The following is a 26,068-nucleotide window of genomic DNA, read 5'->3' as shown; positions in this document are numbered from 1 at the left end:
TCGCCCCCTCAATGCCGGATTCGCGGATCGAGCAGCGCATAGGCCAGATCGATCAGCAGGTTCATGAGGAAGATCGCCAGCGCCGTGACGAGGATGGCGGCAAGCACGACGTTGAAATCGCGCTGCAAAATGGAATCGATCATCAACTTGCCGACCCCCGGAAATCCGAAGATGGTTTCGACAATCACCGCGCCGTTCAGAAGGCTCGCCGCCTGGTCGCCGATGACGGTAATGACCGGCAGCATGGCATTGCGCAGCGCATGCACGAAGATGATCGGCCCGGATTTGACGCCCTTGGCGCGCGCCGTCTTCACATAGGCCGAGGAGAGCGCCCCGATCATCGAACCGCGCACCACCTGCACGATTATGCCGAAGGGCCGGATGAACAGAACCGAGATCGGCAGTATCCAATGAAGCAGAGACCCCGTGCCTGAAGTCGGCAGCCAGGCGAGGTTTACCGAAAACACGACGATCGCGACGATGGCGATCCAGAAATCGGGAACGGAAGCGCCGACCAGCGAGATCAGCGAGGATAGCCGGTCGAAGAAGCCGCCGGCGCGGAAGGCGGCAAGCGAGCCGACGACGATCGCAGCACCGGCGACGAGCGTCATGGTGATGACGGCAAGCCAGAGCGTCCAGGTGAAGGCTTCCAGCACGACATCCAGAGCGGGGCGGGCCTTGCGCAGGGATTCGCCAAAATCGCCGGTCACGACGTCGCCGACGTAACGCGCGAATTGCACCAGCATGGGATCGTTCAGGCCATGCAGTTCGCGGAACTGCGCCTTCATCTCCGCGGAGGCTTCGACCGGCAGGAACAAGGCGGCCGGATCACCCGTCAACCGCGACAGGAAGAAGACCATGACGAGCAGCCCGACGAGCGAGATCAGACTGGCCACGGCGCGTTTTCGAACGAATTTCAGCATGGCGCCCTCGAAGGAATCCGGCGGCGGGATCATCCCACCGCCTTGATTGCTGTTGTGACTGGCGAACCTATCGTCCGCCAGGGCAGATTACTTGATCTTGATCTCCGAGAGCTGCAGCGTCCCGTTGGTCGCCATCGTCGGCTTGAAATCAAGCCGCTCGGAAACACGGGAGAAGCCGACCATGTGGAACAGCAGGACGTCGGCGACGACATCGTCATGCACATAGGCGATCAGTTCGGACCAGAGCTTGGCACGTTCCTCGCCCACGGCAGCCGACGCGCGCTTGATCAGGTCATCGACCTTCGGATCGGAAAAGCCGGACTGCGTACCGTCGGTCGCATACTTGAAGAACATCGAGAATGACGGATCACCCTTGGAATTGTCGTGCATCGCCGCAACGATCTGCGGGCCGCGGCCTTCCTTGAACGGCTTCGAATAGTATTGCTCGTGCTCGGCAACCTCGACGAACTTCAGCTCGACCTTGAAGCCCGCTTCCTGAAGCTGTGCCTGAATGGCTTCCATGATCTCGGTCACGTTCGGGAAGTTTGCGGAACGGGCAATGATGGTGATGGGCGTATCGACCTTCACGCCATCAGCCTTGGCTTCCTCGAGCAGCTTCTTTGCGCCTTCCGGGTCATAGGGGAAGACCTTCACGTCGGGGTTCCAGCCAAGCGTCGGCGGCGGCACGATTGCGGTCGCGAGCAGCGCGCTTTCGGGAACGAGCGTACCGAGGAAGGCCTGGCGGTCGATGGCGATGTTGAGCGCGCGGCGGACGCGAACGTCGTTCAGCGGCTCGATGTTGTGATCGATGCGCAGGTAGACAGTTTCACTGTCGAGGTAGGAAAAGTCCGTGGCCGGGTTGGTGGCGTCGAGCTGCGAGATCGATGGCGAGAGATCGGCCTCGCCGGTCTGCACCATGGCGGCGCGCACCGACGGATCGGCACGGAACAGATATGTGGCTTCCGTGACCTCAGGCTTCGTACCCCAATAGTCGTCGCGGCTCGTCAGCACGATCTGTTGCCCCGGCGTCCAGTTGGTGAGCTTGTAGGGACCGGTACCGACCGGCTCGCGGATGAACTCAAGCGGCGTTTCCTCGGGCACGATCGTGACGAGAGACATCAAGAGCGGCAGGATCGGCTGGACCGGATCGGCGCTGAAGTCGATCGTGTAATCGTCGACTACGGCGGGCGTCACCTTGATGCCACCGAAATAACGACGCGACTCGCAGGTGTTCTTGTCGCTCATGATGCGGTCGAAACTGTGCTTGACGTCCTTGGCATCGAAGGTCGTGCCGTCGGAGAACTTGACACCCTGGCGCAGGTGAAAGCGCCAGCTGCCGTCTTCATTCTGCTCCCATTTCTCGGCAAGGCGCGGCATCACGCCCTTGTCACCGCGAACATCGAGCTCGGTCAGCGTTTCGCTGACATTCTGCATGATGACGCGGCCGATGTTCGAACGCGTCGCCATGCAGGGCTCGAGCAGGTCCGCTTCCTCGGCCAGCACGATCTTGATCGGGCCCGACCCAGCAAAGGCAGGCGAAAGAGCGGAGCTCAACATGAGCGCACTCAGGACAAATAGTTTCTTCACGGCATTTCCTCCCTGGTGAAATTCGTTGAGCCGGACGTTGCTTTTCCGGATCGCGCGGCGATCAGCGCCGCAAAACCGATGAGCCCGCCACCGCAAAGGGTAGTGAGGGCAATTTGTTCCCCAAACAGCGCGAAGCCGCCGAACGCCACGAGCGGCAGGCGCAGGAAATCGACCGGCGCGACGATCGTGGCGGGTGCGAGCGAAAAGGCATGAGTCATCATCCCCATGCAGGCGGTCCCGACGACGCCCTGCAGTGCCAGAAGCATCATCTCCCTTGCCCCCGGCATGGCCCAGAACGGCAGAGCGAAAAGAAGCGCTATCGGAACGGTCAAGAGAAGGTTCCAGACGACAAGCGTCGAGGTCGAGTCGCCCTTCGACATCGACTTCAGGATCAACTGAATGGTCGACTGGAGCACCGCGCCTGTAAGCGCAAGAAGGATGGCGAGACTGAAGCCGGCTCCCGAGGGGCCAATGATCAGCATCGCGCCCACAAAACCAAGCGCCACCGCGCCGATCATGGCCGGACCGGGCTTTTCGCCCAGAGCCAGCGCGGCGCCGAGCAGCAGGAAGATCGGTGACGTGAAGGCGATGGCCGTCACGTCGGCAAGCGGACCCCAGCTGAAGGCGGCGAAGAAGGCGACCATGGCGAGCAGCTTGAAGCCGGCACGCACCGCATGCTGACGCAAGGGGTGGCTCGACTTGAGCACGGATGGGCGCAGGACAACAAAAGGCAAAAGGATGACCGCACCGAAGAAGGCACGGAAGAAGCCAATGACGAAGGGATGCACGGCACCATTCAGCGCCCGCACGATCACCGCGTCGACTGCCGCCAGGATCGCGGCACCGACCGCGAAGATGACCGCCATCTTGGCCCCCTGGGAGCTGACTTCCGGCATGAGATCCTCCTCCCGGCATCCTCTCGCCGGCTTGTCCAGACCATCCACTTTTCGCTCAAGTTTGTCAAATTAATTCGCGATGTAAAATTCATTCCAGAATTCTCACAATAAATAACGATGTAAAATCAATATATTAATTGCTTCATAGAGCAAACATTGGTCGATATGTAACTTTATCAAACTTGACAACTTTGAAAATTCAGCGATTTTCGAAGCACACAGGAGGAGCCCATGGACCCGGAAGAAATCGCCCGCAGCATGAATGGCCTGCTTCAAGCCGCGTCGCCCGGACGCTGGGAAGCACTGTTGCCTTCGCCGATGGTCCAGAACCATGCTGCCTTCCTGCATCTGCTTTCAGATGGCGCGCTCGTCTGCGCCTGGTTCGGCGGCACACTTGAAGGCAAGTCGGATATCTCGATCTTTGCTTCCGTCCTGCCGAAGGACGCGACACAATGGGGTCCGCCGCAGCGCCTGAGTTTTGACGCCGCGCATTCGGAGCAGAACCCGGTGCTCTTCACCGCACCCGACGGCAGGCTGTGGCTCTTCCACACCTCCCAACCCTCCGGCAATCAGGATGAGTGCCGGATCCGGATGGCAGAGATCCGCCGCGATCGATTCGATCCGCTGGCACTGACGACGGCCGAGGGCCGCTATCTCGACCTCCCCCGTGGCTGCTTCATCCGCGCGCCGCTCGTGGTCCGCGGCGACGGCGCATGGCTGCTGCCGATCTTCCGCTGCGTTCAGCGCCCCGGCCAGAAGTGGAACGGAAGCCACGATACGGCAGCCATCAGCGTCTCGCTCGACCAGGGAGCGACATGGCAGCTGAAAGATCTGGATCAGTCCATTGGCTGCGTGCACATGTCGCCGGTATCACTCGGCGAAGGTCGCCTTGCCGCCCTCTTTCGCCGGCGCCAGGCCGACTGGGTCTATAGGACCGAGAGCCTCGATGAGGGCCGAACCTGGTCCGCGCCCGAGGCAAGCGACGTCCCGAACAACAATTCCTCGATCGCCGCCCTGCGCCTCGCCGACGGTCGGATCGCGATGATCTGCAATCCCGTCAGCGCGGCCGACACCGCCGAGCGGCGCGCCTCGCTTTACGACGAGCTCGGCGAGGACGACGGCCGCCCTGACGCCGACCCCACGGGCGGCTGCGTTCCGATCTGGGGCGTCCGTCGCGCGCCGGTCGCACTCTGCCTCTCCGAGGATGGCGGCAAGACCTTTCCCGTCCGGCTGCTGATCGAAGACGGCCCCGGCACATGCCTTTCCAACGACTCGACGGACGGCCGCAACAAGGAGATGTCCTATCCCTGGCTGCTTGAGGGACCGGACGGGGCCATGCACCTCGCCTACACCTACCACCGGCGCGCCATCAAATATGTCCGCCTGGCCCCTGGCTGGGACCACGCCGACCAACGGAGACCTTCATGAGCAACATCATCGGCATAACCATGGGCGACCCGTGCGGCGTTGGCCCCGAGATTTCGGTGCGCGCCCTCGCCGACATGTCGCAGCAAGAGCGCGACACGATCCGGATCTACGGCAATCTCGCCACGCTCGAAGCGGCCCGTGCCGCCCTCGGCCTCGAGATTGATCTCACCGCACATGTCGTGGATCTGCCGATCGAGGGCGCGCCGCTTCCCTGGGGACAGTTGAGCCCGGTCGCCGGCGATGCAGCCTTCCGCTTTATCGAAAAGGCGGTACGCGACGCCGAAGCCGGCGTCATCGGCTGCATCGTGACGGCGCCGATCAACAAGGAAGCACTGAACCTTGCCGGTCATCACTATGACGGCCACACCGGGATGCTGCGCAGCCTCACGGGTTCGAAGGCAGCCTATATGCTGCTTGCCTCCGAGCGCCTCAAGGTCATCCACGTTTCGACGCATGTGGCGCTGCAAGAAGCAATCCGGCGATCGACGACCGAGCGGGTCCTCGCCACCATCCGCGCCGGCGACGCCCATCTGAAACGCATCGGCTACGCGGCACCCAAAATCGCGGTTGCCGGCATCAATCCCCATTGCGGCGAGAACGGTCTCTTCGGCACCGAGGATGACGACCAGATCGCGCCCGCCGTCAGGGCCGCGCGGGCGGAAGGCATCGATGCCTATGGCCCGATCTCTGCAGACACGGTGTTCCACCGCGCCTATTCGGGCGCCTTCGATCTCGTGGTCGCCCAATATCACGACCAGGGGCACATCCCGGTGAAACTCGTCGCTTTCGACACCGCCGTGAACGTGTCGGTAGACCTGCCGATCGACCGGACCTCGGTCGATCACGGCACGGCTTTCGACATCGCCGGCAAAGGCATCGCCAACCACGGCAACATGAACTCCGCCATCGCCTATGCCCGCAAGCTCGTGGCGGGTGATGCCAAGCGAGGATGACACCATGACCATCGCTCCCATTACCCTTCACCAGCCGCGCCGCCTTTCCGTCGGCGCCGGCACGATCGCAGACGTCGGCACCTGGGCGGCTGACGCCGGCTCGGTCCTCGTCATCGCAACGCCGATCACCGCAGGTTTTGTCGATCGCCTGAAGCTCTCCGGCCGCGTCACGGTGTTTGACGCCATCCCGGGCGAACCCGATGTCGATACCCTCAACGCCGCGCTCGGCGCTGCGCGTCAAAGCAAGCCGGACCTCATCGTCGGTCTGGGTGGCGGCTCGGTCCTCGACGTCGCCAAGCTGGTTGCCGTGCTGTGGGATTCGGACCAGACGCTTGCCGATGTCGCCGGACCAAACCGGGTTCTGGGCCGCAACACGCGCCTTGCCCAGATCGCCACGACCGCCGGCACCGGCTCGGAAGCAGGGATCCGCTCGCTGATCACCGATCCGGCCAAGGGGAACAAGATCGCGGTCGAAAGCCCGCACATGATTGCCGATTTCGCCGTTCTCGATCCGGAACTCACCTATTCCGTGCCTTCGGCCGTAACCGCAGCCACCGGCGTCGACGCCATGGCCCATTGCGTGGAAGCGTTTACCAATCGCCGCGCCCATCCGATGATCGACGGCTTTGCCCGTATGGGCTTCAAGCTCGTCGGCAAGTATCTCGCCCGCGCCGTCAAGGATGGCGCCGATACCGAAGCCCGCGAAGGGATGATGCTTGCCTCCTATTATGGCGGTATCTGCCTTGGCCCGGTCAACACGGCCGCAGGCCATGCCATCGCCTATCCGCTCGGCACGCGGCTTCGCCTGCCCCACGGCCTGGCAAACGCCATCATCTTTCCGCACGTGCTCGCCTTCAACCAGCCGGTTGCTGTGAGCAAGACGGCTGAAGTCGCCCAGGCTTTGGGTCTTGGCGAAAATCTCACCGCCCGAGAACTATTGGATGCCGCCCGTGGCTTCTGCCGCGACCTCGGCATCGAGATGTCGCTTGCCGCCCACGGCGCGAATGCCGACGACTTGCCGCTCTATGCAAGCGAGGCCCATGCCAACCGCCGGCTGATGGACAACAATCCGACCGATATGAGCGTCGAAGACGTACTCGCCGTCTACCGGGCAGCCTTCTGATCCATCGACCACTGCAAAAATCAAAACCCCGGCGGCGGCCGGGGTTTTCGCATTTGAGGTGACTATTTGGTCGCCTGGAACAGGCGCTCGCGGGATCCGGCGAGGTGGTCTTGCATGAGTTGTCTCGCCTTTGCGGCTTCGCGCGCGGCAATGGCTTCGGCAATCGCCTCGTGCTCCGCGAAGACGCGCGTCAGCCCGGTGGTCTCCCGCTTGACCGAAGCGCCGTGAAACCGCATGCCGACGGCGATGTGGTCCTTCAGCGCTTCCATCGCCGTGAAAAAATAGCTGTTCTGGGCGGCACGGGCGATCGCGAGATGGAACTGGAAGTCCGCATCCTCCCGGTGCGATTGCCGGTTGGTGGCGTCCCGCATCAGTTCCAGCGCCTGTCGTATGGCGGCCAAGCTGGCGGCATCGTGCCGCTCGGCCGCAGCTGCCGCCGCCGCCGGCTCGACCGTCAGGCGGAACTCGTAGCAATTCAGAAGATCGGCGACGTTCTCCAACTGCCCGAAACCAAGCGGCTCGCGCATGCCGACAGCGCGAACGAAACTGCCAGCGCCACGGCGTGAATAGATGAAACCCTGCTCGCGCAGCCGGCGCAGCGCTTCGCGAATGATCGGGCGGGAAACCTCGAACTCGCTTGCCAGATCGTGCTCGGTCGGCAAGCGCTCATCCGGCTTGTAGGCGCCGGACTTGATCGCACGGTGCATGCGCTCAAAGACGAGATCGCCGAGGCTCTTGCGTGCTGTTCCGTTCTCCAGTCCCATGCGTCATCCCATCTTGCGGAGGACAGCCTCCGCGATTTCCTTCAGCGTCTCCGGCGCGCCGAATCCGCCGGACTTGGCGATGATGCAACGTCCATCGACCTCAGCCAAGCCCAGGCCCGGCAGGCATTCGCCAAGCAGGCGAAAACGCTGAACGCCCATATTCTTCAAGACCGCCTCCGCGGTGGCGCCACCGGACAGAAGCAATGTTCCTGCCGCTTCGACAAGGCCCGGACAAACGCTTTCGGCAAGCGCCTCGGAAACTGCCTCCGGCGTCACCTCCCCTTCGCCTGGCACCGCCTGAACGAGGGTGATCGCGCCGCCAGCGACGCTTGCCCCGACAAGCCGGCCATTCGGCGCCGGCAGGTAGGATAGAGCAAGGACGCTGCGAAGCGCGTCGATCTGGGCAAGGGTAATCGGGTCGCGGGACCCGATGACGAACAAGGCCGGGCCGGCCGACACTTTGGCGGCGCGTGCTTCTGTTCCGCCACTCATCCGCTCGGCAAGCGCTTCGGCCAGGCCACGCGCCCCGATCAGCAGATCCGTGCCGTTCCGTTCCGCCTCCTCGAGCACGGCGCGCATTTCCGCATCGGTGGATGCATCCGGGATCAAGGCTCTTGCCGCATGCCGGCCGAGCCGCTCGGCGACGGAAATGGGCGCATCCACCCCAAAGCCTTGAACACAGCCGGATGTCACCACCCGGCCAAATGCAGGAATGGCCGGGGCCACCAGCGCAGAGTGGAAGACCATCACATCGAGTTCGGCGGCAATGTTGCCCTTCAGACGCGAGTCGACCTTCTTGAAGATCCGCGAACCGGAAGGAAGCGCCGCGAGAGCGGCTGCGGCACGCTGCCTGGCATTTTCGGCGCTCAGCTCACGCGAGCCGAGATTGATCGAGAGCACATCCGGACCCGTTCTCAGAGCATCGCCGATTGCTTCGATCGCCAATGCGACTTCGACATAAAGCCCCCTCGCAGCAAACGGGGCCGCGGCATCCAGTGCGCCGGTCAGGTCATCAGCAACAATGGCAAGCATCTAACAGGTCCAAGATATTTGTTGTTATCTTTATAACTATTTTTTCTATTGAAATGTCAATATTTTTTGAAATCCAATTACAAGTAAGAGCGCGTCCAGACTGCGGACTGCCGTCATGCGTCAGGCTCCCCGTCGCAGGACCGTTTCGTCCCGAAAATGAGTGACAGCCGGCACGGGATCCAAAAGGTGGAGCGCATCAGGCGCCGGCTTGGTCTTCGTGGATGATTGTGATCCCCTGGCACGCGGATTTCAGATAGGATAACGGATCGGGATCACGGTCGGTGAAACCGCAAGGCTTGCGGCTTTATTATCGGCACTCTTGCGCAGTTGCGCCGCGCCCCTCGGGCAGACGTTTCGGCCACTGCAAGTGGACCGCATGCGTCAACCAATTGGCGTGACGAATTTAAAGTGGGTTCTGACGATGAACACGAAATCCAATGATGCTGCAGCCAATCGCCTCAAGATCGGTTTCGTGCTCGCCCGGTCGTTCACACTCTCGGCCTTCGCTCTCTTCATCGACACGCTTCGGCTGGCAAGCGACGAGCTCGATAAATCGGGCCGCGTGCGTGCCGATTGGCAGGTGCTTGGCAACACCCGCCATCTGATCGCATCCAGCTGCGGGGTACAGGTGGCGCCCACATCGGACCTCGTCGATCCCGGCCAGTTCGACTACGTCGTGATGGTTGGTGGGCTACTCAAGAACGAGCACCCGATCGACGACGAGACGATCGCTTTCCTGAAGAAGGCAGCCGCCAAGAAAGTGCCGTTGATCGGGCTGTGCACCGGCACCTTCATTCTGGCGGAAGCGGGGCTCATGGCGGGGCACGTCGTCTGCGTCAGCTGGCTGCATTATCAGGCGTTCCGCGAGCGTTTTCCGGATCTGAAGGTTCGTTCGGACCGCCTCTTCAATCTGGACCGCACCCGCGGCTCCTGCGCCGGCGGCAGCAGTGCGGCCGACATGGCCGCCCACATCGTGCGCCTCCACATCAGCAGGGAGGCAGAGCGCAATGCGCTGGAAGTCCTGCAGATCGACAAGGCCCGCTCGCATCTTCATGTCCAGCCGAGAAAGCCGCTCGCTATCGAGAGCAATGATCCCCGTTTGAACGCTGCCCTCATCATCATGGAGCAGCATACCGAAAACACGATCTCGATCCCTGAACTGGCGGCCTCCGTCGGATTGTCGCGGCGCCAGCTTGAGCGCCTGTTCATGGAAAAGGCGAAGATGTCACCGGCGCTCGTCTACAGAAAGTTTCGGCTGGAACGCGCCAAGCACCTTCTCACCCAGACCGATGCCTCGCTGATCGAGATCGCCCTCGAAGTCGGCTTCGAAAACGCGGGGCATTTCTCCAGGACGTTTGCCAAGACCTTCGGCCAGTCGCCGCGGCAGATGCGCGCGACACTGCCGAAGTGAGCCGGCCACGATAGCCGATCGGCTAGCAACCTCCCCGAACGGACGTAGCCGAATTGCAGGCTCACCTTTTGCCGCAACCGCCTTCAAAATAGCTCGCGATGCGCGCTCGCACACGTCGAATGATCGTGCTGCGAGGGATCGAGTCTATGGGAGTGATGGCGATGGCGGAAACTCGTCTTTTGTCGGAAGAGGCACCGAACGCGAACTCCAATCAGAGCACGGTTGCCGGCGGACATCTCGCGCTGGTCCCGACGTGGCTTCCACTCGACATAGCGCCGGCGCAGAACTCCGCCGGAAGCGGCGGCGACGGTACAAGCCTGGGTACCATCGGCAGCAACACGCTGGCGATGTTCACACCGTCGAACGCGGCAATCGCCGGCTCGCATACGGACGCCGACGCACACCAGGGCAATACCGCGCTGATGAACCAGCACGTCACCGAGATGGCGGGCATCGGCGGCGAAGGCGGGAACGGTAACGTGGCCGGCGGCCATGGCAGCGGCAGCGTGGCCGGTGGCGGCGGCGACGGCAGCTTTTTTGGCGGCCTCGTCAGCACCGACACAGCCGTGTTTGCGCCTTTGAACCTGGCCGTCGCGGCCGGTCCAGGCGCGAGCTCCACGGCCGGGCAGGCAAACAATGCGGCTTTCCTCCAGGGCGCGACCCAGATCGGCGGCGTTGGCGGCTCCGGTGGAGACCATAATGTTGCCGGCAGTGCCGCCCCGGCCCCCCAGGGCGCGACGTTTATCTTCAATGGCGATAACTATGCGGGCCATGGCGGCGATGGCACTTTCATCGGCAGCATGGTCGACGTCAACGTCGCGGTGTTTTCACCGATCAACATTGCTGTCGGCGCCGCCGGCGGCGACGCCCACGCCACGCAGACGAACAACGTGATTTTCGACCAGGGCGGCGTGCAGATCGCCGGCATCGGCGGCAAGGGTGGCGGTTTCAACCTCTCCTCGGACACGATCTTCACCGGAAGCGGGGTCGCCGGCGGCGGCGGTGACGGCTATTCGAACGGCAGCGCAGTCGACGTCAACATCGGCTACTTCCACCCGATCAACATTGCGGTACCCGCCGGCGGCACCGCCGAGGCGGACCAGCTCAACCACCTGCTCGTCGACCAGCATACGCTGCAGATCGGTGGCATCGGCGGAGCCGGCGGCGAAGGCAACATCGCCGAGACCAATGCCGCGCTGATCGATGACATCCTGCACGGCTGACCCGCAGCATTCCGGATCGAACCCGGAGAATGCTCTGGCGCCACGGAGACATGGCGTTCTGCCGCCATCACCGACGGTCAATATCCATGAAACCGCGCGCCGCCGGCGCGCTTGACACCGTCCGAAACCTGAAGCGCGGGCAGATCCTACCCAAAGGAACGTCCCCGAATGTCCGGCTGGTCCCCCCCGATGATCACGCGCACCATAGCTTCGCGCTGACCCCCAGCTGCGGCGGTGTGCTGTGGCATCGAACCGTCCAAGACTACGGGGCAACAAGTAGAGGAGCGACGCTATGCCTATTACCTTCGCGACATCAGACACGATTAACCTGACCAATCCCATTGCGGGCGACGCGAATGCAGGTAACGGTGGCGACGGCACCAACTCCGGCGATATCAACTTCAATCCCACTGTCACCGTAGCGCCGACGCAGGCCGTCATCGGCTCAATCCCCACTGTCGACAACGGCGATGACGTCGGTCAGGGTGCGGCCTGGGGAACCGGCAGCGCTGATGGCGGCGGCCTCATCCAGGTACCGATTGCCGTCCTTGCTTCGCTTGCCAACAGCGGCGCCGGCGGCGCTGGCGGTAATCCGACCTCCAGTGGCGATCAAACCAGCACGAGTGGCGGTAACACCGCAGACGTAGACGCGAGCACCACTGCTACGCAGACGACGACCCTGCTCGCCGACCAAGGTGCGACGATCATCTCGGGCATGGGCGGGGCTGGCGGCAGCGGCAATGCGGCCCTCGGTGGCGATATTTCCGCCGCTCTGGTTCATTCGAACCCGGTCTCGGAAACGACCAACACTACCACGACGACGACCACGACGGTGTCGAGCCTTCTCGACAGCTTCGACAATTTCGGCATCATCGACATCGTCTGAACATCTCGATGAGGATCGCCGGTCATACGGCGATCCTCCATTCACCTGTGTTGCGGCGTGCAATCACCTGTGTTGCGGTGTGCAAGAAACGCTCCGGGAGGTTTGAGTTGCATTGGCCACGGATCGAGCCCGAGCGAGGAAAGCCTGAAGCAACCAAGCCGACCGCGTCAGCATCGATCATGCCGATCCGATCGAGATCCGATAATGACGACGAATCCGACAGGGGCGCAGCATTCTCCAACCCATCTGGTCCTGGCTCTCAAGGCCTGCACGGGAGCGTTCCTGCTGGTCTTTCTCTATAGCTGCGCCTACAACCTGTTCCTCCTGGCCCCCTCCATTTACCTGCTGCAGATCTACGATCGCGTCCTGTCGAGCCGCAGCGCCGACACGCTGCTCATGCTGACGCTCATCATCGCCGCAGCGGTATTGGTCGGCTCGATCCTGGATATCGTGCGGCGCGCCGCATTGTCGCGGATCGGCAGCTGGCTCGATCACCGCTTGCGGCCGGTCGTGCTGACGGCATGCTTCGAATATGGAGCCCATACCGAAGCGGGCCTCGCCAACGACTGCTACCGGGACCTGTCGATCCTGCGCCAGTTCCTCGACGCCCCGGCCAGCTCGCTGCTTTTCGACGTTCCCTGGGCGCCGATCTTCCTGCTGCTTCTGTTCCTGGTCCATCCATTGCTTGGAACCATCGGGCTGTTCACCGCGCTCACCTTGCTGCTGCTCGCCATCGTGACGGAATTCTCGACCCGGCAGCCATTGATGAAAGCCAACCTGGCGCTTTCCCGCAGCCATATGCGTTTCGCGACGGCGTTGCGGTACATCCAGGTCATCCGCGCGATGAACATGCAGAACGGTGCCGCCCAACTCGTCTATCGCGACGCAGAGACTGCACGGCAAGCGCAAGACGATGTGATGAAACGCACCGAGACCATTCTCGGGCTCTCGAAATCCGTTCGCATGCTTGCGCAGATCCTGATGATGGGGTCCGCGGCCTGGCTCGTCCTGGAGGAAAGCGGAAACCCCGGCATCATCTTCGTCTCCAGCCTGCTGCTCGGTCGCGGGCTTGCACCGATCGAGGGCGCGATCGGCGGGTGGCGCGCCGTTGCCTGCGCCTATGCCGCATTCAATCGCATCAACGCGATGCTGATATCGATCGCGTCGCAGGACAGCGCGCGCACGATACCGATGCCCGAAGCGGGCGGGCTTGTGCTCGACCGCGTCGGCTACATGCTTCCCGCGGACAACCGGCAGATACTGAACGCCGTTACCTTGCGGCTGGCGCCGGGCGACTGTCTTGCGCTGATCGGTCCATCCGGTTCCGGAAAGTCGACGCTTGGCCGCATCATTGCGGGCGTTCAGCCGACGACCTGCGGCAGCGCCCTGCTCGGCGGCGTCGATATTTCCACCCTCCGGCTCGGCGGCGGCATGCGTCATGTCGGCTACCTGCCGCAGGACATCGAACTCTTCGGCGGTGCCGTGAAGGACGTCGTCGGCCGGCTCGACGGAACCGACGTCGGCAAGGTCATCGAAGCGGCAAAGCTTGTCGGGCTGCACGATGCGATCATGCAACTGCCGCGCGGCTACGAGACGGATATCGGCGATGGCGGCGCGACCCTGCTTCGGGCCCAACGCCAGCAGCTTGGACTGGCGCGCGCGGTTTACGGCAATCCCGCGCTCGTCGTGCTCGACGACCCCAATTCCAGTCTGGACTATGACGGCGAACGCCGATTGTTTGCAGCAATCGCCCGCATGCGCGCCATGGGGATGATGATCATCATCATCACGCACCGCATGGGCATTCTCCCGGTGACTAACAAGATCGCGATCATGCGCAACGGCACAATCGAAGCCTTCGGCGACAGCGACTGGGTCTTCGATACCTATCTGCAGCGACCGGCCCGAGCGGGCACCTGAGGAGGGAGGGCGAAAACGATGGAGCTCATCAAATCCGACCTGACCCGACGCGGACGTGAAATCGATGGCTACGCCCGCGACGCCAAGGGTTTAGCTGGCGCACAGCCATCCACAGCGGTCACCAATCGCCTTCTGGTGACGCTTGCAGAAGCCTCGCCGATGTCGCGGCTGCGGCATGTGGCATGGACGGGAAACCTGCTGATCGGCGTCTTCGTTTTTGGGCTGGGCATCTGGTCGGTTCTCGCCCCGCTCAGCAGCGCCGCGATCGCATCCGGCGTCGTTGAAACCGAGGCGAACCGCAAGACCATCCAGCATCTCGAAGGCGGGATCGTCAGGCGGATCCTTGTGCGCAACGGCAACGCCGTTTCCGCCGGCCAGGTGCTGATCAAGCTCGACGACACGAAGCCGCGTTCGGAACGGGACAGCCTTCGCGGCCAGCTTTGGGATGCCGAGGCGCGACAGGCGCGGCTCACCGCCGAGCAGAACGGTTGGGATCACGTCGCCTTTCCCCCCGATCTCGTGGAGCAAGCCGGCAACTATCGGGTGATCCACGATATTCTCGACGGTCAGCAAAACATATTCGATGCCCGTCGCCAGGTGATGCAGTCCGACATCGTGATCACCCAGCAGAAGATCAAGGAAGTGCTGGAGGAAGTCGCCGGCCTGAGCGCTCAGAAGGCGTCCCTGATCGAGAGGAGTGCCATCTCGCGCCAGGAGCATGAGACGGTTTCGGCGCTCACCGCGAAGGGGCTCGAACGAAAGAGCCGGGTTCTCATCCTGGCGCGGGAAAGGGCCGACATCGGCGGTCAGATCGGCGAAGTCTCCGCGCGCATATCCCGCGCCCATCAGGTCATCAGCGAGTCACAGTCCTATATCGTCAAGCTGCGCAGCGACCGGCTGAATGAAGTCGCGCTCACGCTGCGCGATACGGAAAACCAGCTGGCGCAACTGCGTGAGCGTTTGAGCGCCATCGATGATCAATTGGCGAGAACCGAGATCAGGGCACCCGACGACGGAGTGATCATGGATCTGCGTGTCCATACGACAGGCGGCGTCATCGGCGCCGGAGAGCCGCTGGCCGACCTCGTGCCGGATGCCGGCGCACTGGTCGTCGCGGCGCGGGTGAAGCCGGAAGATATCGCTCAGGTCCATGCCGGGCTCGAGGCACAGCTTCATCTCATTCCTTACAACCAGCGGCGGGTTCCGCTGTTGAAGGGCACGGTCGCCTATGTGTCCGCCGATCATCTGGTCGACCGGCAAACCGGCCACACCTACTATGCGGCAACGATCCGCGTTACCGATGAACGGCTAGGCCAGATGCCGGGCGTGGAGATGGTACCGGGCATGCCGGTACGGGCCATGATAGAGACCGGTACGAGCAGCGTGGCGCTTTACGCGCTGCGTCCGTTGCTTGACAGTTTCAACACCGCATTTCGCGAGAACTGAGGCATGCCGCGCGGAACGCCGGGGGCGTACCACATGGGCTCTGTTATCCGGCCCCGCGATCACATGTGCCAGTCGGTTCCCGGAAGGACAGCCGCGATGGGCAAACGCAAGTTCAATGATGACGAAGTCCTGGAGATCCTGAAGGAGCATCAGTACGGTGCGACCGTGGCCGATGTCTGCCACCGGCATGGCATCAGCCAGCCGACTTTCTATCGCTGGCAATCGCTGCAAAGCAGGGGCCCCAACTTCGATGCGGAGCGCGTAAAGGCGCTCGAATTGGAAAATCAAAAGCTCAAGAAGCTACTGGCCGAAGCCATGCTGACGGCCGCAACGCTCAGCGAGATGCTCGAAAAGACATCACGTTGACGATGCTGCTGCCGTTGGTGGCGACGCCATGACCGTTTCCGGCAGTTCCGCGGTCTGCAAGCAAGGCGACGACTTCGGTGCGGTTCTGCACCTGCAATTTGCGCATGATGTGCTGCAGATGCATTTTCACCGTATGGTCGGAAAGATTGAGCTTTCCAGCAATCACTTTGTTCGAAGAGCCGCAGCGCAACTCCGCAAGCACGTCCGCCTCGCGCGGCGTGAAGTCGGCGAGCGCAAACTCGCTTCGATAGGCGCTGATCGGCACCCTTTCGCTATGACGCGCGGCAGCCGCACAATCGGTGAGCGCGGCAAGCGGGTCTGGACAGAAGATGCCGCCGGCAAGGACCAGCCGCAAGCCGGCAAGCGCCAGTTCGATCCGCAAGGACGTCGTGAAGAAGCCGCGGACGCCAAGCTTGAGGACATCGGCAGCGGTCGTCCTGTTATCCGTGTCCGAGAGCACCGCAACCGGCACGTCCGGAAAGCGTTTGCGGATTTCCGCGAGCTCGTCATGCAAGTTGCACCCGCCGTCGTTTCGAGCGCTCAGGTCCAGCACGATTAAACGCACGTCGTACCCGAGCGCCTGGTCCAGGCTGTCGGTCGAGACCATATCGATAAAATTCCAACCGGAGAGTTCGTATTCGAGAACGGCAACGATGACGCTGCGCACCAGCGTCTGGTGTTCTATCACAATCCCGGTCGGCGTACGGTCCTTGCGGCACGGCGTTCCTGAACTGATGGACATGCGTCACCCCCAGGATTCGTTCGCGACAAGTTGTGGAGCTTAAAATATTTCCGTTCTGATAGTCTGTCATGAGAAAATCAGAATTAATCCGATCGGGCTGCATCAGCAACAGATTGAAAATACTATATATTTCTCGAAGCGCCGAGGTAGGTTGTAACATATATTGAGCAGCAAGCCTGAGACGCTCTCGGAAAGAGGGCGGCAAAGCGCAACCACCAGTCAGCGCGCGCATTCTTTCGCAAGCGAACCGCGTACCATCGCTTGAGCAAAAGCGCGTTGAGCGTCCAGTCGGCCTGGCGGTTTTCGATGTCTTTAAAAACCGAAGGACTGTTGCATCGGTTCGGGCCGCTGGCCCAGATGGATGCCTTCCAGCTCCAGCATGCGAGTCTTGGTGGTGGAACCGCCAGGCGCCGAGAACCCGCCGATCTTGCCGCCGGCGGCAAGCACCCGGTGACAGGGGATGATCAGGGATACCGGGTTCTTGGCCATCGCCTGACCGACGTCGCGCGCGGCTTCGGGGCCAGCGCCCAGTTCCTTTGCCAGCGCGCCATAGGTGGTTGTCTGCCCCCAGCGCAACTCGCGGGTCGCAGCATAGATGCGCCGGAAAAGCTCGTCCTGCCCTTCCAGATCGACCGCAAAGCCGGTGAAGTCGACCTCCTTGCCATCGAAGTAGCGTTGGACGGCCTCCACTGCCTCCTGGATTTCGGGTGTCGGCTGGGAAGCCTCGGCGGCCGACAGACGCCGCAACAGCAGCCGCTCGGTTGCCTCTGCCGCTCGGGTCGGCAGTTGGAATCGCGTGATGCCCACATCGTTCCAGGCGATGCCGCAGAAGCCCGCCGCAGTCTCGAAGATGAAGTAGCGATGTCCGGCCTGGCCCATCCGTATAGCCTCCCTGTGTCTCTACCATCAAAATCGTGCCTGAGGGCTACGAATTCAACCCGTTTCCTGCCTCGGTGGCCGCCGCTTACGGGCTGCTCGACATCCAGCAGACGTCGAGAGCGCAGCCATTTGCGAAAGCTTTACGGTTGTCGGGCAAGGTTCCGCACCAACATCAGGAGACGACGGTGGACATCCTGCATACCCCGACGATCATGCTCAGTTCGTTCGCGACGCTGGTGGTCTTCGCCGTTTTTTTCGGCCTTGCCTGGCGGCAGGAGCGCAAGAGCCTCGAACTGCTTCTGTGGTCCTCGGCCTTCTCCATCGGCGCGGTCGGCTTCGTCCTGCTGACGCTGCGCGGTGATGGCTACAACTTTGTCACCATTTCGCTCGGCAATGCGCTTGCGGTGCTGGCGCTCGCGATGATCTGGCTCGGCCTGCGCGCGTTCGACAACCAGCCGCTGAAGATCTCCTCCGCACTTTTCGGACCGATCCTCTGGATCGCAGTGACTTACCTCTCCGATTTCTTCCGTGAAAGCGTCACGAGCAGAATTGTCCTCTACTCGATCCTGATCTTCGCCTATTCGGCCTTGATCGCGCTTGAAATCTTCCGATCCGACAACTTCCGCAGGTTGCCGAGTTCCTACATCGTCGCCTTCGTCTTCGCCACGCACGGCGTGCTTTATCTCGCGCGCATTCCGCTGATCGTGTTGTGGCCGCTCGCCGGCAACACGGCGGCGGGAACGGCACAGCCGCTCTGGTATCAACTTCTGACCTTCGAGCTGTTTCTTCACAGCCTCGCCGGCGGCTTCGCCTTCTTCGCCCTGGTGAAGGAACGAACGCAGCAACGCTACAAGCTCGCCTCCGAAACCGACGCATTGACGGGCGTGCCGAACCGTCGCGCTTTCCTCGCGCGGCTTGACGCCCGTCTCAACGCAGGCTCGGTGAAAGGTGCGCTGCTCTATCTCGACATCGACCACTTCAAGGCCATCAACGATCGTTTTGGGCATGCGGTCGGCGACCAGGTGCTGATCGAATTTGCCGATATCATCTCCAAGGCTGTGCCCGATGACGCTTTCATCGCACGGATCGGCGGAGAGGAATTCTCCGCCTGCCTGCCCCACGCGGACCGTCACGGCGCGATCGCCGTTGCCGAGCGTATCCGCGCCTCGCTCGAAGCGCGCCGGCTTGGCACGGCCAAGGGCGTCCTGTCCGCCACCGTCAGCATCGGCGTCGCCTTCGCCGAAGGCCATGAGGATTCGCATGCGCTCATTTCGGCCGCCGATGCCGCTCTTTATGCGGCAAAGACAGCCGGCCGAAACGCCGTGTGGTCGATGGATGTAACCGGTACGCCTCAGTTCTCCGCCGGGCCCGCCACCGGCGGCACTCCCGCGGCGGCGCTGTTTTCGCTGAAATCCTCAAGGGGCGGCGCGGCGCCAAGATCGCCGAACCTATCGTGATTTTCCGCGTCGTGCGTACCGCACCATGAAGACGGGACCGGCCGCATCGGTTTGACACTGTTTACACAGCAGAAAAATAGGGATATTTTTTATCCTTAATATGCACATTGGCATCCGCCGGACGAAGACATGATCCTCAAAAGCCAAGTCGAATGGGCGTTGCACTGTTGTGCCATTCTCGCCGGCCTGCCTGAAGGCCGCTACCTCTCAACCAAGGCGCTGGCGGAATTCCACGGGCTGCCCAAGGAGTATCTGTCGAAGGCGCTGCAGAGCCTTTCGCAGGCCGGTCTCGTCCACACCACCCTCGGCCCATCGGGCGGATACCGGCTGGCAAAGGCGCCAGCCGAGCTGACCTTTCTTGAAATCGTCGAGGCGGTCGAAGGCAAATCGAGAACCTTCGTCTGCACCAATATCAGGACCAACAATCCCTGCCGTGCGCCCGGCTACTGCGAAGAGACGCCGTGCGCGGTGGCGCGCATCATGTGGGAGGCGGACGAAGCCTGGCGCGACAAGTTGCGCAGCGTGCGCCTGTCCGACCTGATCGAGATCCTCTCGCAAGAGATTCCTTCGGATCTCTTGAAACGGAGTTTCGCGTGGGTTCTAGAGCGCGCCGGTTGAGCGAAACCCGGGGTCTGTGCCGGCAGGCGGCACGTAGAAATAGGCCTGAGGCGGCGGCGCAAGCGAGAGACCCTCTAGCCGGCATTGCTCATGAACGCGGTCGATCACCTCGTTGCGTGCCGGCGTCCGTTCAGCCGGGTTCTTGACGCGGAACTGCAGTTCGACCTCGACGGCCACGGCGTCGATCGCCTTGAGGGCGACGACCGGTGGCGGCTCGCGCACGATCAGGCCGCACCCTTGCAGAGCTCGCTGCATCGTTTCTTCGATCCGGCGTGGCGGATGATCCGCGGCAAGACGGATCGGCAAGGCAATCTGGTGCGTCTCGTCCGGACGGCTGAGATTGGTGAGGCCGACCTTAGCGAGCGCGCTGTTGGGCAGCACGACGACATTGTGCGCTCCGGTGAGCAGAAAGGTGGAGCGCCAGTTGTTCTCGATGACACGGCCTTCGGTGCCGTCGCCAAGCACGATCCAGTCGCCGATGGCAAAGGGCCGCCCCAGTGTCAGCGCGATACCCGAGAACACGTCGCCGAGCGTATTTTGAAGCGCGAGACCGAAGATGATGGCAACCACCCCGGAGGTCGCAACCAGCGTGCCGATCGGCGCCCGGAAGACGAAGCCCAGTATAGACAGTGCCACGCCGAGATAGACAATGGCGACGATGAGGTCCTGCAGCAAGCGGGCCTCCTGCGGCCGCCTTTCAAGGACGATGTAGAGACGCACGAAGCCGATAAGCGACCAGGCGAGGTGCGTCCACCACAGCACCCGTGCCGACGTCGCCAGGAAGGCAAGCGCTCCCTGAAGATGCTGATCGTCGCTCCGATGCGGCATGATCCCGGAAAGGAGGAGAACCGCCGTCATCACGCAGAAGAAGAGGATCTGGACAATCAGCCTGGCGAGCGGGCGACGGCGACCCTGCACGTGCCAGACAACGATGCCGGTGATGCCGAGAAGATTGATCAGCACGAGCGGCAGCGGCAATTGGTCGGCGAACATCTTGGGCTCCAACGATTGCAGGCAAATTGCAGGACCGGGCGCTTGTGCGGCCGGTGCCCCCGGTCCTGCTAGGATCACTTCATCGGATAGGTCAGTTCCTTTTCGGCGGTATCGACGACGAAGACCGCGAGCAGCTTGGCTGGCTCTTTCTCGCTGCCGTTGGCGCTGACGCCGTGACGGTCGCCGGGCATTTCCGAAAAATTCTCGCCGGCCTTGTAAACCTTGACCGGTCCATCATTGACCTGGCTTCGGATCGAGCCTTCCAGCACCGTCGCATAGATGAAGGCGGTGCTCGGATGGGTGTGCGCCTCCGAAGAGCCGCCGGGCCCATATTCCACCAGAACGCCCTTGATGCTCTTGCCCGGCGCGTTCGGCAACTCGTGCTCATAGACCAGGGTGACCTTGGCAGCGTCGCCGGCAGCGGCCGTGCCGAACAACGCGGCGGTGACCGCAGTGGCGGCGATGAGAGACTTGATCATGTCGGAAGTCCTTTCAGCGGGCTGGGGGTGCGCCGCCGGCGCACCCGGATGTGGTCACTTGCGAGGAGCCGTGGCGAACCATTCTTCGAAGGTGATCCGGCCGAGGCGGGGATTGTTGTCGGAGACCAGCGAGCCGTCTTGCAGCAGCGCGCCGAAGTAGCGCGCCTCCCGATCGGCCTCGACCTTGCGGTTGTCGCCGCTGGCCTTGAGGTAGCGGGCGACGAGATCGCTGAGGCGCGAGCGCTCCGGTCCGGCGATCTCGATCGTGCCGTTGACCGGGGCGGCAAGCGCGACCGCAGCCATGGCATCGGCGACGTCGTCGGACGCGATCGGCTGCACATAGGCCGGCGAGAGGTGCACGGTGTCGCCGACAGTCCCGGATTGGGCGATGCCGCCGAGAAACTCCATGAATTGGGTCGAATGCACGATCGTATAGGGGATACCACCGGTCTTGATCAGTTTTTCCTGGGCGAGCTTGCCGCGGAAATAGCCGCTTTCCTGCAGACGCTCGGTCCCGACGACCGAAAGCGCGATATGGTGTTTGACGCCGGCAGCCTTTTCCGCCGCAAGCAGGTTGCGGCCGGAGGTCTCGAAGAACTCGAGCACCGCCTTGTCCTCGAAGGAGGGCGAGTTGGCGAGGTCGATGACCACCTCGCAACCGGACAGCGCCTCGGCGAGACCTTCGCCGGTGATGGTGTTGACGCCCGTATTCGGAGAGGCGGCAACCACGTCCTGGCCCTGCTTGCGCAGGCGTTCCACCGTCTTGGAGCCGATCAGGCCCGTTCCGCCGATAATGACGATTTTCATGGGATCCTCCAATCGTTGCGGCGGCTGGCCGCGTTGTTCGATCACTCAGAAACAGGGCTTAGTTCAGTCCGGCCTTGTCGAGGCCATAGAGCTTGTCGGCCGAACCGGGCACGGCCTTGAAGGCGACACTGGCGCGGTTCCAGGCATTGATGACCATGATGGAGAAGGTGAGATCGGAGATCTCCTTCTCCGAAAGCTGGCCGCGTACACGCTCGTAAAGTTCGTCCGGAATGCCGCCTTCGGGCAGTTTCGTAACCGCCTCGGCCCAGGCAAGCGCGGCGCGTTCGCGCGGGATGAAGAGGTTCGATTCACGCCAGATCGCGACGTGGTAGAGACGCAGTTCGCTCTCGCCGTGAATCTTTGCCTCCTTCACGTGCATGTCAACGCAGAAGGCGCAGCCATTGATCTGCGAGGCCCTTATGTTCACGAGGTCGCGGATCTTCTGTTCGATGACGCTGTCCTTCAGGCTTAGGCTGAGGTCGGAGATCTTCTTGAAGAACTCGGGAGAATGCTGTGCGTAGTTCAGGCGCTGTGTCATGGGTTCTCTCCACAATTAAGGATACTAGATATCCTTATGGATACAAGATATCCGTAATTACTGGACAGTAAAGCGCGATGGCCATACACTCGGCGCATAAGGCTTATGCCGAAACGTTTGAGGGACCGGATGGATATTGTCTCAGCGCTGAGAGCCTTCCTGCGCGTGGCGGAGACGGGCTCGTTTTCCGCCGCCGCACTCGATCTCAACCTGACGCAGCCGGCGGTCTCGCGGCAGGTATCGGCTCTCGAGGAGCACCTGAACACGCGCCTTCTCCACCGGACGACGAGCGCCTTGGCGCTCACTGCCGAGGGCGAGCACATGATCCCGATGGCGCTCCGGGTGGTGGAAGCGGTCGACGCCCTGAACGAAGCCTCGTGTGCCGAGACTGCCTCGGTCTCCGGTCGCGTCCGGCTCACCCTGCCCGCACCCCTCGGCCTTTATGTCAGCGATCGGCTCGCCGCCTTTCTCGAACGGCATCCCGGCCTGTCGGTCGAGTTGATCTTCCGTGAAGAGCCGTCGGACCTGGTCGGCGAAGGCATTGATCTCGAAGTGCGCCTCGGGCCTGTGACGGATAATAGCCTGATGTGCCGGCGCATCGGTTGGACGACCGCCTTTCTCGTCGCAGCACCCGGCTATCTGGACGGAAGGAGCACACCGAAATCGCCTGACGAGATCGGGGGCCACGAGTGCATCTGTTATAGTCGTGCCGGTGACGGACGCTCCTGGACCTTTTCCGATGGATCCAACGACATCTTTGTGCGCATAGCACCGCGTCTCGTCGCCAACAACGCGGTGGCCGTGCACCGCGCGGTGCTTGCGGGAAGCGGCCTGGCGATCCTGTCGCACATCCTCGCCTGCCCCGACATCGAAGCTGGCAGGCTGGTGAACCTGATGCCGGATTTCCCCCCGGCGCGGCTGCCGATCAGCGTCGTCTATCCGTCGCGCCGGAACATGCCGCTGCGCGTGCGAACCGTTCTCGATTTTCTTGTCGAGGCAGTGAAGGAAGATCCGTTGATGGCGTCCGCCTCCTGACAGCGGAAGGCCGCTCAGCGTTGACCGGTCGTTGCGCGCAACGGGAGACCGTTGAAGGCCTTGATCTCCTTCAGCACGAAGGTCGTCTGCATTTCCTTGATGCACGGCAGCCGCCGCACCACTTTCATGGCGAAATCCGAATAGGAATCGAGGTCCGATGAAACGACCTGCAGAAGGAAGTCCGCATCGCCGGCTATGCTGTAGCAGGCGACAACGCTGTCGAGCTTCATCACTTCATCGGCGAAAGCATCGGCTTCCGCCTCCGTGTGGCTGTCGATCTTCACCCGGATGAAGGCGAGCACTCCCAAGCCGATTTCCTTCCGGTTCAGGACAGCCATATAGCCCTGAATGACGCCATCATCCTCAAGCTGGCGCACGCGCCGCCAGCAGGGTGAGGTCGACATGCCCACTTCCTCCGAAAGCGCCTGGTTGCTCAGGCGCCCTTCATTCTGCAGTGCGGTCAAAATCTTCACATCGGCGGCCGTCAAGGTCGTGGGCACATCCTACCTCATGCTTTGTCAATACAGGTAGAACCTACCCCACGTTCGTAAATTGCCGCAACATCCGAAAGAACTTACCGCAGGGCCCGGTCTATTCTCCCCGTCGAGAAACAGAGAAGGAATAGACCACCGTGCTTCGGGACATCCGCCTCGCCATTATCGTCAACCCGGAGCTCCCGCCGGGTCATCTCGCCAACACGATCGCGGCGATTTCCATCGGCATCGGCGCGGCCATGCCCGTTCTTGGCAATCAGCACCTTACCGACAGCAATCAAAATACGATCGACATCAGTTCCAACCAACCCATCCCGATCCTGCAGGCCGACGGCAGGACGATCGGCGCGTTGCTCCTGAAGGCGCTGCCGAAAGAGGAAGACCGCATCATCGTGCCGTTTCCGGCTTTTGCGCGCTCGCTGCACAGCTATGCGGACTACGAAACGCAATTCCCCGAGCGTGATCTCTCGGAGGAAACGATCGACGGCATTGGACTGGCCGGCGCCTCCAAGTGGGTCAAATCGCTGACGGGATCCCTGAAATTGCTGCGATGAGGCGAAAGTCCCGCAACGGCGCGGGGGGCACTCGCCCCCAACCTTGCCCAGCGTGTACATTTTTTTCATCGCGACCAGACCAATGGCGGAATTGGTGGCGACACATCCGCAACACTTCCGCCCATTCGACCGAAAAGACATAACTTTCCGACTTGGCGGATTTTTCTAGCCTTGACGGCACCTGTCATGCGCGACAAGCTCTGAAAACGATTTTCAGAATATCAGAATTGCTTCATGGACCACATCGGCTCGACGGCCCCGCCGCTGCCGAGGCTGGATCGCGCGACACGATACCTCCTGGGGAACAATGCGCATGACCAATCAACGGCTCATCATGCTGATCTTCTTCCTTCAACCGATCGCCTTCGGCGCTTGGCTGCCGCGCATTCCCGATGTGCAGCAGAAGCTCGGCCTTGGACCGGCCGAACTGGCGATCGCGCTTCTCGGCATGCCCGTCGGCATTTTGCTAACGCTGCCTTTCGCCGGACGTTTCGTCGCCTGGATCGGCGGCCGCGCCACGATCCTCTACGGCTTCGTCGTCTTTCTGGCGCTGGTCTGGCTGCCGACATGGGCCTCGAGCATCGAAGTGCTCTTCGTCGCTCTTGCCATCGTCGGTGTGGCGCTGGCAACGCTCGAGCTCGGCCTCAACGTCGAGGCGGATGCGATTGAGAAGCACTTCGGACAGTTGATCATGAGCACCTGTCACGGCTTCTGGAGCCTCGGCATCATGACCGGCAGCCTGATCGGCGTCGGTTTCGCCGCGCTCCACGTCGCACCGGAATGGGCCGTGCCGCTGACAGCCGCGGTCATGCTGCCGATCAGCGTCTTTTTCGCCAGAAAGCTGCCGCTCCTCCAAACCGGCGAGGCCACGGCTGCAGAGGCGACGCCGTCCAGGCGACGGCTGCCGAGCTTTGCGCTTCTCGGCGTCTGCTTCTTCGTCTTCGGCATCACCATGACCGAGGGCGCTGTGGCAGACTGGTCGGCCGTTTTCCTGCGCGATGTCTTCGGGCTCTCCAGCGCCAGCGCCGGCTTCGGCTATTCGATCTTCGCCTTCATGGTGGCAGCCGGCCGTTTTGCCGGTGACCGGCTGAAGGCAAGCTACGGTCCGGTGGCGGTTGCGCGCGCCTGTGGCATCGCCAGCATTGCCGGGTTGCTTCTGGTCGTTGCAAGCCCCGCCGCCTGGGCAGCACTTGCCGGCTTTGCCGCCATGGGCTTCGGGGTCTCCGTCGGCTTCCCGCTCGCCGTCACGGCGGCCGCCGACCAGAAGGACCGACCGGCCGCAGCCAGCGTCGCCATCCTGTCCTTCATCGCTCTGCTCGGCTTCCTGCTCGGACCACCACTGATCGGCCTGATCGCCGAGCACAGCGACATGCGCTTCGGCCTCGGCGTGCTCGTGCCCTTCCTCGCCGTCAGCCTGCTTTTGACCGGCCGTTTGAAGCCGGCCGCTCGCGTGAGCGCGCAGGACGCTCAGCAAGCGGCGAGCCGCGCGTAACAGCGATGGCAATCCCTCAAGG

At 62.4% G+C, this 26,068-nt stretch carries 26 protein-coding genes; 14 read left to right on the top strand and 12 right to left on the bottom strand.

Going from position 1 to position 26,068, the window contains the following annotated elements; translation table 11 throughout:
• Positions 1–8: 8 nt before the first annotated feature.
• From V7S54_RS14945 to V7S54_RS14935, 3 genes are all read right to left on the bottom strand, one after another.
• Positions 9–923, bottom strand: coding sequence for an ABC transporter permease (locus V7S54_RS14945; protein ID WP_058323048.1), 915 nt, complete (start codon positions 921–923; stop codon positions 9–11).
• 87 nt (positions 924–1,010) lie between these two features.
• The gene (locus V7S54_RS14940; protein ID WP_442892564.1) at positions 1,011–2,480 is read right to left on the bottom strand and encodes an ABC transporter substrate-binding protein; all 1,470 of its coding nucleotides are present in this window, start codon (positions 2,478–2,480) and stop codon (positions 1,011–1,013) included.
• Positions 2,481–2,506: 26 nt separating this feature from the next.
• Positions 2,507–3,406, bottom strand: coding sequence for a DMT family transporter (locus V7S54_RS14935; protein WP_336408522.1), 900 nt, complete (start codon positions 3,404–3,406; stop codon positions 2,507–2,509).
• A gap of 231 nt (positions 3,407–3,637) precedes the next feature.
• Here V7S54_RS14935 and V7S54_RS14930 point away from each other — a divergent pair, with 231 nt between their 5' ends.
• Genes V7S54_RS14930 through V7S54_RS14920 form a run of 3 tightly spaced genes read left to right on the top strand, consistent with a single transcriptional unit; the run spans position 3,638 to position 6,910 of the window.
• A complete protein-coding gene (locus tag V7S54_RS14930; RefSeq protein WP_336408523.1) occupies positions 3,638–4,834 on the top strand; it encodes a sialidase family protein in 1,197 nt (398 codons plus the stop codon).
• Complete coding sequence (gene pdxA / locus V7S54_RS14925; RefSeq protein ID WP_065373873.1) at positions 4,831–5,787, top strand: 4-hydroxythreonine-4-phosphate dehydrogenase PdxA; 957 nt, start codon at positions 4,831–4,833, stop codon at positions 5,785–5,787. The genes V7S54_RS14930 and pdxA overlap by 4 nt, the downstream gene beginning before the upstream one ends.
• Before the next feature lie 4 nt (positions 5,788–5,791).
• Positions 5,792–6,910: an iron-containing alcohol dehydrogenase gene (locus V7S54_RS14920; protein WP_336408524.1), complete on the top strand. Its 1,119-nt coding sequence runs from the start codon at positions 5,792–5,794 to the stop codon at positions 6,908–6,910.
• Between the two features lie 62 nt (positions 6,911–6,972).
• Here the strand turns inward: V7S54_RS14920 and V7S54_RS14915 are convergent, their stop codons facing one another.
• Both V7S54_RS14915 and V7S54_RS14910 read right to left on the bottom strand, forming a co-directional pair.
• On the bottom strand, positions 6,973–7,674 hold the full coding sequence (locus V7S54_RS14915) for a FadR/GntR family transcriptional regulator (RefSeq protein WP_065373875.1): 702 nt from the start codon (positions 7,672–7,674) through the stop codon (positions 6,973–6,975).
• Between the two features lie 3 nt (positions 7,675–7,677).
• Entirely contained in the window at positions 7,678–8,706 is a 1,029-nt protein-coding gene (locus V7S54_RS14910) for a four-carbon acid sugar kinase family protein (RefSeq protein WP_336408525.1), read from the bottom strand.
• Between the two features lie 421 nt (positions 8,707–9,127).
• Between V7S54_RS14910 and V7S54_RS14905 the strand changes: the two genes are divergently transcribed.
• The 6 genes from V7S54_RS14905 to V7S54_RS14880 all read left to right on the top strand — a co-directional run bounded on the left by V7S54_RS14905 (position 9,128) and on the right by V7S54_RS14880 (position 15,958).
• Positions 9,128–10,117 (top strand): GlxA family transcriptional regulator, encoded by a 990-nt coding sequence (locus V7S54_RS14905; protein WP_336408526.1) that lies wholly within the window; start codon positions 9,128–9,130, stop codon positions 10,115–10,117.
• Between the two features lie 161 nt (positions 10,118–10,278).
• Positions 10,279–11,340: a hypothetical protein gene (locus V7S54_RS14900; protein WP_065373878.1), complete on the top strand. Its 1,062-nt coding sequence runs from the start codon at positions 10,279–10,281 to the stop codon at positions 11,338–11,340.
• A gap of 292 nt (positions 11,341–11,632) precedes the next feature.
• The gene (locus V7S54_RS14895; protein WP_336408527.1) at positions 11,633–12,226 is read left to right on the top strand and encodes a PE-PGRS family protein; all 594 of its coding nucleotides are present in this window, start codon (positions 11,633–11,635) and stop codon (positions 12,224–12,226) included.
• Positions 12,227–12,430: 204 nt separating this feature from the next.
• Positions 12,431–14,146, top strand: coding sequence for a type I secretion system permease/ATPase (locus V7S54_RS14890; RefSeq protein ID WP_336408528.1), 1,716 nt, complete (start codon positions 12,431–12,433; stop codon positions 14,144–14,146).
• 18 nt (positions 14,147–14,164) lie between these two features.
• Complete coding sequence (locus V7S54_RS14885; protein WP_336408529.1) at positions 14,165–15,592, top strand: HlyD family type I secretion periplasmic adaptor subunit; 1,428 nt, start codon at positions 14,165–14,167, stop codon at positions 15,590–15,592.
• Between the two features lie 96 nt (positions 15,593–15,688).
• Entirely contained in the window at positions 15,689–15,958 is a 270-nt protein-coding gene (locus tag V7S54_RS14880; RefSeq protein ID WP_058322126.1) for a transposase, read from the top strand.
• On the opposite strand, the gene V7S54_RS14875 is transcribed toward V7S54_RS14880, so the two are convergent.
• A complete protein-coding gene (locus V7S54_RS14875) occupies positions 15,927–16,700 on the bottom strand; it encodes a response regulator transcription factor (RefSeq protein WP_065373882.1) in 774 nt (257 codons plus the stop codon). The genes V7S54_RS14880 and V7S54_RS14875 overlap by 32 nt on opposite strands.
• 312 nt (positions 16,701–17,012) lie before the next feature.
• The gene (locus V7S54_RS14870) at positions 17,013–17,579 is read right to left on the bottom strand and encodes a methylated-DNA--[protein]-cysteine S-methyltransferase (protein WP_336408530.1); all 567 of its coding nucleotides are present in this window, start codon (positions 17,577–17,579) and stop codon (positions 17,013–17,015) included.
• Positions 17,580–17,764: 185 nt separating this feature from the next.
• Here V7S54_RS14870 and V7S54_RS14865 point away from each other — a divergent pair, with 185 nt between their 5' ends.
• Both V7S54_RS14865 and V7S54_RS14860 read left to right on the top strand, forming a co-directional pair.
• The gene (locus V7S54_RS14865) at positions 17,765–19,036 is read left to right on the top strand and encodes a GGDEF domain-containing protein (RefSeq protein ID WP_336408531.1); all 1,272 of its coding nucleotides are present in this window, start codon (positions 17,765–17,767) and stop codon (positions 19,034–19,036) included.
• A 129-nt stretch (positions 19,037–19,165) separates the two neighbouring features.
• A complete protein-coding gene (locus V7S54_RS14860) occupies positions 19,166–19,654 on the top strand; it encodes an RrF2 family transcriptional regulator (RefSeq protein ID WP_336408532.1) in 489 nt (162 codons plus the stop codon).
• Here the strand turns inward: V7S54_RS14860 and V7S54_RS14855 are convergent.
• From V7S54_RS14855 to V7S54_RS14840, 4 genes are all read right to left on the bottom strand, one after another.
• On the bottom strand, positions 19,637–20,647 hold the full coding sequence (locus V7S54_RS14855; protein WP_336408533.1) for a mechanosensitive ion channel family protein: 1,011 nt from the start codon (positions 20,645–20,647) through the stop codon (positions 19,637–19,639). The genes V7S54_RS14860 and V7S54_RS14855 overlap by 18 nt on opposite strands.
• Positions 20,648–20,721: 74 nt before the next feature.
• Complete coding sequence (locus V7S54_RS14850) at positions 20,722–21,126, bottom strand: cupin domain-containing protein (RefSeq protein WP_065373887.1); 405 nt, start codon at positions 21,124–21,126, stop codon at positions 20,722–20,724.
• 54 nt (positions 21,127–21,180) lie between these two features.
• Positions 21,181–21,933 (bottom strand): SDR family oxidoreductase, encoded by a 753-nt coding sequence (locus V7S54_RS14845; protein ID WP_336408534.1) that lies wholly within the window; start codon positions 21,931–21,933, stop codon positions 21,181–21,183.
• A gap of 58 nt (positions 21,934–21,991) precedes the next feature.
• A complete protein-coding gene (locus V7S54_RS14840) occupies positions 21,992–22,471 on the bottom strand; it encodes a carboxymuconolactone decarboxylase family protein (RefSeq protein ID WP_065373888.1) in 480 nt (159 codons plus the stop codon).
• Positions 22,472–22,600: 129 nt separating this feature from the next.
• Here V7S54_RS14840 and V7S54_RS14835 point away from each other — a divergent pair, with 129 nt between their 5' ends.
• Positions 22,601–23,506, top strand: coding sequence for a LysR family transcriptional regulator (locus tag V7S54_RS14835; RefSeq protein ID WP_336408535.1), 906 nt, complete (start codon positions 22,601–22,603; stop codon positions 23,504–23,506).
• Positions 23,507–23,520: 14 nt separating this feature from the next.
• Here V7S54_RS14835 and V7S54_RS14830 read toward each other — a convergent pair whose 3' ends face one another.
• A complete protein-coding gene (locus V7S54_RS14830; protein WP_336408536.1) occupies positions 23,521–24,006 on the bottom strand; it encodes an Lrp/AsnC family transcriptional regulator in 486 nt (161 codons plus the stop codon).
• Between the two features lie 131 nt (positions 24,007–24,137).
• Here V7S54_RS14830 and V7S54_RS14825 point away from each other — a divergent pair, with 131 nt between their 5' ends.
• Both V7S54_RS14825 and V7S54_RS14820 read left to right on the top strand, forming a co-directional pair.
• Positions 24,138–24,554 (top strand): DUF2000 domain-containing protein, encoded by a 417-nt coding sequence (locus tag V7S54_RS14825; protein ID WP_336408537.1) that lies wholly within the window; start codon positions 24,138–24,140, stop codon positions 24,552–24,554.
• 313 nt (positions 24,555–24,867) lie between these two features.
• Positions 24,868–26,046: an MFS transporter gene (locus V7S54_RS14820; RefSeq protein WP_336408538.1), complete on the top strand. Its 1,179-nt coding sequence runs from the start codon at positions 24,868–24,870 to the stop codon at positions 26,044–26,046.
• Positions 26,047–26,068: the final 22 nt, after the last annotated feature.

Origin of the sequence: Ensifer sp. CCNWLY38 (genome assembly GCF_037120565.1) — a bacterium.
Classification (GTDB): domain Bacteria; phylum Pseudomonadota; class Alphaproteobacteria; order Rhizobiales; family Rhizobiaceae; genus Ensifer; species Ensifer adhaerens_H.
The sequence above is the reverse complement of the archived record's forward strand: the minus strand, read 5'-3'. Positions and strand labels throughout refer to the sequence as shown.